Origin of the sequence: Magnetovibrio blakemorei (assembly GCF_001746755.1) — a bacterium.
GTDB classification, from domain to species: domain Bacteria; phylum Pseudomonadota; class Alphaproteobacteria; order Rhodospirillales; family Magnetovibrionaceae; genus Magnetovibrio; species Magnetovibrio blakemorei.
In genome coordinates, this window is the sequence record NZ_MCGG01000009.1 from 123,996 (window position 1) to 132,140 (window position 8,145).

An 8,145-nucleotide genomic window follows, 5' to 3' on the forward strand; every position below is an offset into this window, starting at 1 on the left:
GATGGGTGGCGTCTGTGAATTCTGAACATCGATTTGACGTACTGGTTGTCGGCAGTGGCGCTTCGGGGCTGAATTTGGCTTTGGAGCTGGCGGCGTTTGCCCGTGTCGCCGTAATCACCAAGTCTGAGCTGCACGAAAGCAACACATACTATGCCCAGGGCGGCATTGCCGCCGTGTTGGATGAACACGACAGCATGCAGTCGCACATAACTGATACTTTGGACGCGGGTGCAGGGTTGTGTGACGAAGACGTGGTCAAGTTCATTGTCGAACATGGCCGCGAATCCATTGAAAAGTTAGCCAGCTATGGGGTTGAATTCACCACCCAAGTCGGTGACGCAGGCAACAATGAATACCACCTGACCCGTGAAGGCGGACACAGTCACCGGCGCGTCGTGCACGCCGCCGACGCCACCGGGCAAGCCATCGAAACCACCATGGAAGAACGTGTGCGCGAGGCTGAAAATGTCACGGTGTTTGAGCACCACAACGCCGTTGATTTGTGGTGTGAGCGCGACATTCATGGGCGTTCCAAACGGGTCACGGGGTTGCATGCGCTGAACACCAAATCGGGCGAAGTGTTGGCCTTTTCCGCCCCGTTCGTGGTGTTGGCGACGGGCGGCGTCAGCAAGGTATATCTGTACACGTCCAACCCCGACATCTGCACCGGCGACGGCATCGCCATGGCGTGGCGGGCGGGCTGTCGGGTGGCGAATATGGAGTTCACCCAATTTCACCCGACGTGCCTGTATCACCCGCAAGCCAAATCGTTTTTGGTGTCCGAAGCGGTGCGCGGCGAAGGTGGATTGTTAAAGCGTCCCGACGGCACGCGGTTCATGGACGATTTCGACCCCCGGGGCGAATTGGCGCCGCGTGACATCGTGGCCCGCGCCATCGATTATGAAATGAAGCGCCTGGGCGCGCCGTGCATGTATTTGGACATCAGCCACAAAGGCCAAGATTTCATCGAAGAGCACTTCCCGATGATTTATGCCAGTACCAAACAATTCGGGTTCGACATGGCCAAAGAACCCCTGCCTGTGGTGCCCGCTGCGCACTACACCTGCGGCGGCGTGGTGGTGGACAAAAACGGCCACACCGATGTGGAGGGTTTGTACGCCATCGGTGAAGTCACCTACACGGGGCTGCATGGAGGCAACCGCTTGGCCAGCAATTCTTTGCTGGAATGCCTGGTCTATTCCACGGCTGCCGCCAGAGACATTCGTGACCGCCTTCACCAAGGCCAGATGAACGAAGACACCTTGCCGCCGACGACGCCGCCGTGGGATGAAAGCTATGTCACCGAACCCGATGAAGAAGTTGTGATTGCCCACAACTGGGAAGAACTGCGCCGCTTCATGTGGGATTACGTGGGCATTGTGCGCACCAACAAACGCTTGGCCCGCGCCCACACCCGCATCGACATGCTGCAAGCGGAAATCATTGAATACTACGGAAACACGCGCGTCACCGGCGACTTGCTGGAACTGCGCAATTTGGCGGTGTGCGCCGAACTGATCATCCGCTGCGCCCAACACCGCAAAGAAAGCCGCGGCCTGCACTTCACCTTGGATTATCCCAAATTGACCAAAAAAACGCCCAAGCCCACCGTGTTGGTGCCCAGACGCTATCCCGGCACCGAAAGGCGATCCGCATGAAGGGACCCTTGGACGGCAAAATGGCCCTGGTCACCGGAGCTGCGGGCGGCATCGGCCTAAAGGTGGCGCGGGCTTTGGCGCAAACCGGGTGCGGCTTGTACCTGGTCGGGCAAAAATTCATGCCCCTGGAACAAGCCGCCAGCGACATTCGCAGTGATTATGGCGTCAAAGCCGAAGCTCACACCGGCAACCCCGCCATCGCCGTGGATGCCGAAGCCGTGTCGATGGGCTGTGCCGACGCAGAGATTTTCATCAACTGCACCGGCAATCTGCCCCCGGGCCAGCTGGAAGACATCGAAGACGCCCGCTGGCGCAAAAGCTGGGAAGCCGCTGTGTTCGCCCCGCTGAATATGGTGCGGGAAATGATCGGCCACATGACCGACGAAGGTCGGGGAGTGATCGTGTTGATCATTGATGCGCCTTTGGAAACAAACTCCCTGGACATCTGCGCCAGCGTCGCGGGCGCGGTTCTCAAAACCCTGATTGCCGGCGTGGAGCAAGACTTGGCACAAGGGGTACGAATCTTTGGACTGTGCACCGAACGCAACGTTGAGCCCGTGTCCCTGAGTGAGGCCATCATCCGCTTGGCGCTGGAACCGGAACGCTTTGCCACCGGGTCGATCTTGACGGCGCAAGATATTCTTCAAGACGAAGCAGACACGCCGGCATGACGACGTATCCACAACCCACCACATTTCCCCAAGGGGCTGGCTTTCAAGACGGCGTGTGGACTCAAACGCTCACCCCGCGCGCTCAAACCGAAGGCCGCGCCGCGCTGTTTTTGGACCGCGACGGCGTGGTGGTTGAAGAAGCGCACTATTTGCACAAAACCGAAGACGTGCAGCTCACCCCCAATGCGGGCGAAACCATCAAAGCTGCCAACGCGCGCGGCGTCCCTGTTATTCTCGTCACCAATCAGGCGGGGATCGGTTATGGGTATTTCGGCTGGGACGATTTTGTCGCCGTGCAAACCCGCATTCTGAGTGACTTGAACGCCTCAGGCGCCCACATCGATGGCGTGTTCGCGTGCCCGTTTCACGAAAAAGCCCAAGGCGTTTATGCCGCCGTCGATCACTTTGCCCGCAAGCCCAACCCCGGCATGCTGACCTTGGCCAGCCAAATCATGGGCGTGGACTTGGCGAAGTCTTGGATTGTCGGTGATCGATCCCTAGACCTACAGGCTGGTAAAAACGCAGGCCTGGTCGGCGGCATTCATGTGTGGACCGGACACGGCAGCAAGGACGGCGAACGCGCAGCGGCCTTAGGCGTCGCCGATTATGCCTTCTCGGCATCACCCGCCACCAACCTGGGCGACGCCCGCTCGCTGATTTCAATCTTGCTTTAAGCGCCGCCTTTGGCCGCGTGTTCGATGTAGTTCTGCAGACCCATCTTATCGATCAGGCCCAACTGTTTTTCCAGCCAGTAGGCGTGATCCATTTCGGTGTCTTCGAGCAGACCGAGCAAAATCTGGCGGCTCTGGAAATCACGTTCCGTTTCGCACAACGCGATGGCATCCTTGAGCTTGACGACCGCGTCGTATTCCAGCGTCAGGTCACTTTTCAACATGCTGGGCACATCCGTACCCACTGAAATGGTGTCGCGGTTGACCATATTTGCCATCCCTTCCAAGAAGAGAATCCGTTCGATCAACTGCTTGGCATGGTCGAGTTCTTCTTGCCATTCGTGGTGGATGTGCTCATAGAGCATAGGCAGACCCCAATCTGCATACATCTGCGAATGGATGAAATACTGATCCGCCGCCGCCAGTTCAAAGGCGAGCAGATTATTTAGAGTTTCAATGACTTTCGCATTACCTTGCATGGATCAGTTCTCCCCTTTGCCAGACATCAGCTGGATGTAATTTTGCATGCCCATTTTATCGATTTGATAAAGTTGCGCTTCGATCCAATCGACATATTCTTCATGGTTTTCAATAAGTTCCGTCAGATCATCCCGGCTGATGTAGTCACGTTTTTGCTCACACAAGACCACCGCAGCCCGCAGGTCTTTAAGGTTGGCCTGCTCCAATTTCAGTTCACAGTCGATGATTTCCTGGACATCTTGACCGATCCACAGCTTTCCCAGTTCCTGCATCGACGGCAGGCCCTCCAGGAACAGCACCCGTTCGATGACTGCATCCGCATCTTTCATGGCCCGAATGGAACGGCTGTAAACGCGGTTACCCAATCCGCCGATGCCCCAATTGTTGAGCATGCGCGCATGTAAAAAGGTTTGGTTGATGGAAGTCAGTTCATTTTTCAAAATGCCGTTTAAATGATCGAGAACATCCTCGTCACCTTGCATATTCATGCTCCTTATAAGGTCACACGGGAGAGTGAGAGATCGCGGCTCAGTGGTTCCGAGGACTGTTGAGATATGCAATCGCTCAGGTACATAATGCACTTGCCGCACTTTGGTTTTTTGCCGCAAGACTTGAAAACACACTTCGCCGTTTGCGCACCATCCTTGACGGCATCGCGGACATCGTGATTTGAGATCCCTCGACAAAGACAAATGTACATGGTGATTTCGGCTCCATAAATTTAATCAAGTGGCTTGTGCTTAATCGACGCAGAGCTTTGCACGTCCGTCGGTCGTTGCTTTTTTTCGGCTGGGCTTTGAAATGACAGTTCAGTCTTCACAACACTAGCAGGGCCAAAAACCGCCGGACCTCCGCGCATTTCAGATATAAGCCGCGCGGCAAATTGTTTCCAAAGCATCATAGTTGAGAATCCTTATTACTTGATACTGATTATCAATTGCATTAATGCAACGGCACGTCAAGATGATTTATATTCCAGCCCCGCCGCGTACGATCATTGCCGATACTCAAGTTCCGCATTGGACGGAAGCGCGCGCTCCTCCGTCAGGGGCGCTGCGATATTTTGTAATCCCCGCATGAATGATCCGAGGCCCGAAGAACGCACCGCCACCAAACGTTTGCCATTTTGTCGGCATCTGCTCTTGATATGATCGACCGCGGCGTGACTGACGCAATCAACGGGAAACACCACCAGGTCCGCCCGCTCCAACAGGCCACCCAGGCGCTCAAAGCTCTGTTCAAGCCCTCCATCGTGGTGCAGGAACTCACCGTTCCAGCCTTCCACCACATTTCGATAACGGCTCACCGATGTTGCCCGCCCGCCCACGTACAGCACACGCTTTCGGCACAAATCATAGGGACAGGCTTCTTCACCCGGACACAGTCCACCATCATTGGCGCAGATATCCCCCATAAAAGCCGGAATCGTGGTTTCCAAAACACGGCTTTCTTCTTCCATAGCCGTCAATTCTTCTTTGAGCCGATAGCGCTCCGTTTCCAGAAACTCAATGCGCTTGGCCTTTCGGGCCAGGGCGTCCTGCATACCAAAATTCAATTTATCCGCTTTGTTTAAGGCATCCCGAAGGGATTCGATGATCACCATGAGGCTTTTTTTCGATGTTGCGCCCCCCATGGTCTCACTTGAACCGTTGATGTTGACGAACGCCGCATTGCGCGCTTCGCGTCGGGAATCATCCAATTCCGTACGCAATCCAGCGATGATGCGATCACGGGACCAGACGTAACACCGTGCCTGCTCTAACTCCTCACGCAGCTTTTCAAGTTCAATCTTGTTTTTGCTCATCGTTTTGAGATCGGTGCGATGGGTTGATCCGGCCAGGTGCGACAGCATATGTACCTCACCAAACGCAATTTCCTCCAACTCCAGCGTCACAAGGGGGTGCGCAAGCAAAGCCCAATAGGCCCCCGCCACATCGCCATCGGCCAGCGCCCCCTGCCAGAGGGCGCGCAAGTGTTCGACCGACGTCGCTTGCGTGAAATTTTTCCACGTTTGTGTGTATTTGCGTTCCAATGCGATCTGCATCGCACGGCCCACCGGAGCGTTCGTGGAGGCGGCTTTAACGAAATAGCCATGCAAATCGTAATCGGGGACTGTCTCTGCTCCGAATTCAACCTTTGTACGCCTTTTGATACGTTGCAATTCCGCCAACGTTAAGCACGTTCCCACAACAGAACACATCCTTGATGGGTTTAATTCCCACAGTTTTTTCGGCTTGGTCCGAGACAACGCAAACCGGCTTTTGTTTTTTTCACCGTCGCACTGGGGAGACGAACACGGTTTTTCACATTTTGCAAACATCGAAACACCACCTATTGCGAATGATTATCATTTGCATGATATAGGTACTGCAGACTTTGTCAATGCACAGATGTGCTCCCCGTGAAAATTCTCCATGACTGAAGATTCACGCGATATAAATACTCAGCCCGATCAACAAAGGGCAGAGAAACTTGGTAAGATGTGGGGGCTGTGCGGGGATCACAGAGCAGTTACGGCGCTTTGACGACCTGATTGCGGCCGCCATTTTTGGCTGCATAAAGCGCCTTGTCTGCAGCGTCCGACAAGGCCTGGGCCGTATTATAGTCAGGCACCGCCGCAACGCCGCAACTGATGGTGACGCGAAAGGTTTGATCGTCGGCGGTGAATTCTATTTCCGAAAACACTTTGCGAATGATATCGAAAACCTGCGCGGCTTCATCAACACCCGTGTCGATCAAAATAGCGGAAAACTCTTCCCCGCCCATACGCCCAATGATATCGGCACTGCGCAACCGCAGACGCAGCAAACGGGCCAGCGCTTTAATCACCCGATCCCCGACGCCGTGGCCGTATGTGTCGTTCACCACCTTAAAATGATCGATGTCCAAAGACACCACGGCAAGATCCTTTTTGTTGCGCTGCGCACGGGCAAGCTCAATGCCCAGAAATTGCTTGGTCGTGGTGTGGTTGAACAACCCGGTCATGCTGTCGCGGGTCATGAAAGAACGCAATTCCCGAAACCGTGCGGCACGGATCCGGACCGACGAAATCAAATGTGACGAACGGATGGGTTTGGTCAGAAAATCGTCGCCGCCCAATTCCATCGCCGACAATTGTTTGTCTTTATCGGATTCACCGGACAAAAAGACGATGGGAATGCCTGCATACTCTTCGCGTTGGCGGATAACCCCCGCAACTTCATGACCATCGCAAGTGGGCATGTAAAGATCCAACAAGATCAACTCGGGCGAAAACAAATCCAGAGCATCAAACACATCCATGGGATCAAACACGACCTTGGTTTCCATGCCCGCCCCTTGCAAAATCAGTTCTGTATAACTGGCAAGGGTTTCATCGTCGTCAACGATCAAGACACGGAACTGTTCATCTTCATGGTTTTGCGTGACACGGTCCAAGACATCAATCAAATTTGCCATGTCCACCGGTTTCACCAGATAGGCTTTGGCCCCGGCGTGAACGGCCCCCAGCCGTGCCGACATGGTATCCAATACCGTGTTCACCACCACCGAGATATCCTTAAATTCACTGTCTTCGCGCATCATGGCCAAAGCGCTCAGCGCCGCAGACGTATCTCGATCAAACAAAAGACCGGTAACAATCACATCGACGACGCCATGGGACTTTAAATCATCCAGCATTTTGTCGGGGTGATCGACAATGCGCACGTCAAACCCGTAATGGTTCATTTCTTGGTGCACTTGCGCCGCGGCCGTGCCGTCGTATTCCATGACAATCAACACTTTTTTGCGTGCACTGCCATGCAATTGCGGCACCCAAACACGTTCCGTGCTGTCATCGACCTCCGCAGCCTCTTGGCTTTGGGCAACGACGTCGTCAAGCAAACGCTGACATAGTTTTTCCAAGTTCGCGCAGAGTGTTTTTGCATCCTCATCAGACTCACGGCCCGGATTTTCCAACACCCAAATACACGCTCGTTCCATTTCGCGCGCATACTCTGTGACGGCGGGAAACCCAAATGTCGCCCCAGATCCGGCCAGCTTGTGCGTGGCATCGCGAATGATCGCAAGGTTATCAAGGCGTGCACCACCCTCAGCGTGTTTCAGGTGATGGATGGTCGTTTGCAAATCCGCAATCCGACCTTCAATTTTTTGCGCGTATTGCCTTCGCAACTGCGCCATCTTTTGCTCCATGCTCAAAGGGGTATCAGCCACGGCTCGCACTCCAAATCTCCTGGACGCGCTCAGCCAAAGTCATCAGCTCAAAGGGTTTGGCAATTATGTCGACGGCACCCAGGGCTCGGTAACGCTCAACGTCGGACGGCATCACTTTTGCGGTGATGAAGACGACGGGAATATCTTTCATGGCCTCAATTCCACGCAACTTGACCAGCGTCGTCGGCCCATCCATTTCAGGCATCATGACATCGAGCAAAATAATGTCCGGTACAAAATGCCGGGCTTTTTCGATGGCTTCAGCGCCAGAGTTGCACACAACAAGCGTAAAGCCACCAATTTCTTCCAACGCCATCTGCGCGACCGTCTGAATATCGGGGTCGTCTTCAATCAATAAAATTTTGCTGAACACAGCACATTTCCTAGCCACAAATGCTTTCTTATGAACACCATACAGTAAGTCATATTTTTGGGAACGTCTAAAAGCGCAAAGCCAAAGACAATCAAATC

General features: G+C 54.2%; 9 protein-coding genes. 3 read left to right on the top strand and 6 right to left on the bottom strand.

Annotated features, from left to right (window positions below; translation table 11 throughout):
- Positions 1-14: 14 nt before the first annotated feature.
- From nadB to BEN30_RS03350, 3 genes are read left to right on the top strand one after another with little or no spacing between them, the layout of a single operon-like run.
- The gene (gene nadB, locus BEN30_RS03340) at positions 15-1,658 is read left to right on the top strand and encodes an L-aspartate oxidase (RefSeq protein ID WP_069956918.1); all 1,644 of its coding nucleotides are present in this window, start codon (positions 15-17) and stop codon (positions 1,656-1,658) included.
- The gene (locus tag BEN30_RS03345; protein WP_069956919.1) at positions 1,655-2,329 is read left to right on the top strand and encodes an SDR family NAD(P)-dependent oxidoreductase; all 675 of its coding nucleotides are present in this window, start codon (positions 1,655-1,657) and stop codon (positions 2,327-2,329) included. Before nadB ends, BEN30_RS03345 begins: the two co-directional genes overlap by 4 nt.
- A complete protein-coding gene (locus BEN30_RS03350; protein ID WP_069956920.1) occupies positions 2,326-3,003 on the top strand; it encodes a D-glycero-alpha-D-manno-heptose-1,7-bisphosphate 7-phosphatase in 678 nt (225 codons plus the stop codon). The genes BEN30_RS03345 and BEN30_RS03350 overlap by 4 nt, the downstream gene beginning before the upstream one ends.
- On the opposite strand, the gene bfr (BEN30_RS03355) is transcribed toward BEN30_RS03350, so the two are convergent.
- The 6 genes from bfr (BEN30_RS03355) to BEN30_RS03380 form a co-directional block, all read right to left on the bottom strand.
- The gene (gene bfr / locus BEN30_RS03355; RefSeq protein ID WP_069956921.1) at positions 3,000-3,479 is read right to left on the bottom strand and encodes a bacterioferritin; all 480 of its coding nucleotides are present in this window, start codon (positions 3,477-3,479) and stop codon (positions 3,000-3,002) included. The genes BEN30_RS03350 and bfr (BEN30_RS03355) overlap by 4 nt on opposite strands.
- A gap of 3 nt (positions 3,480-3,482) precedes the next feature.
- A complete protein-coding gene (gene bfr / locus BEN30_RS03360) occupies positions 3,483-3,962 on the bottom strand; it encodes a bacterioferritin (RefSeq protein WP_069956942.1) in 480 nt (159 codons plus the stop codon).
- An 11-nt stretch (positions 3,963-3,973) separates the two neighbouring features.
- A complete protein-coding gene (locus BEN30_RS19195; protein WP_084004949.1) occupies positions 3,974-4,180 on the bottom strand; it encodes a (2Fe-2S)-binding protein in 207 nt (68 codons plus the stop codon).
- Between the two features lie 294 nt (positions 4,181-4,474).
- A complete protein-coding gene (locus BEN30_RS18940) occupies positions 4,475-5,668 on the bottom strand; it encodes a DUF2325 domain-containing protein (protein ID WP_170826944.1) in 1,194 nt (397 codons plus the stop codon).
- A 323-nt stretch (positions 5,669-5,991) separates the two neighbouring features.
- A complete protein-coding gene (locus BEN30_RS03375; protein ID WP_139134823.1) occupies positions 5,992-7,674 on the bottom strand; it encodes a diguanylate cyclase in 1,683 nt (560 codons plus the stop codon).
- The coding region (locus tag BEN30_RS03380) for a response regulator (protein ID WP_245648973.1) at positions 7,667-8,145 on the bottom strand (479 nt) is incomplete at its 5' end. The genes BEN30_RS03380 and BEN30_RS03375, both read right to left, overlap by 8 nt.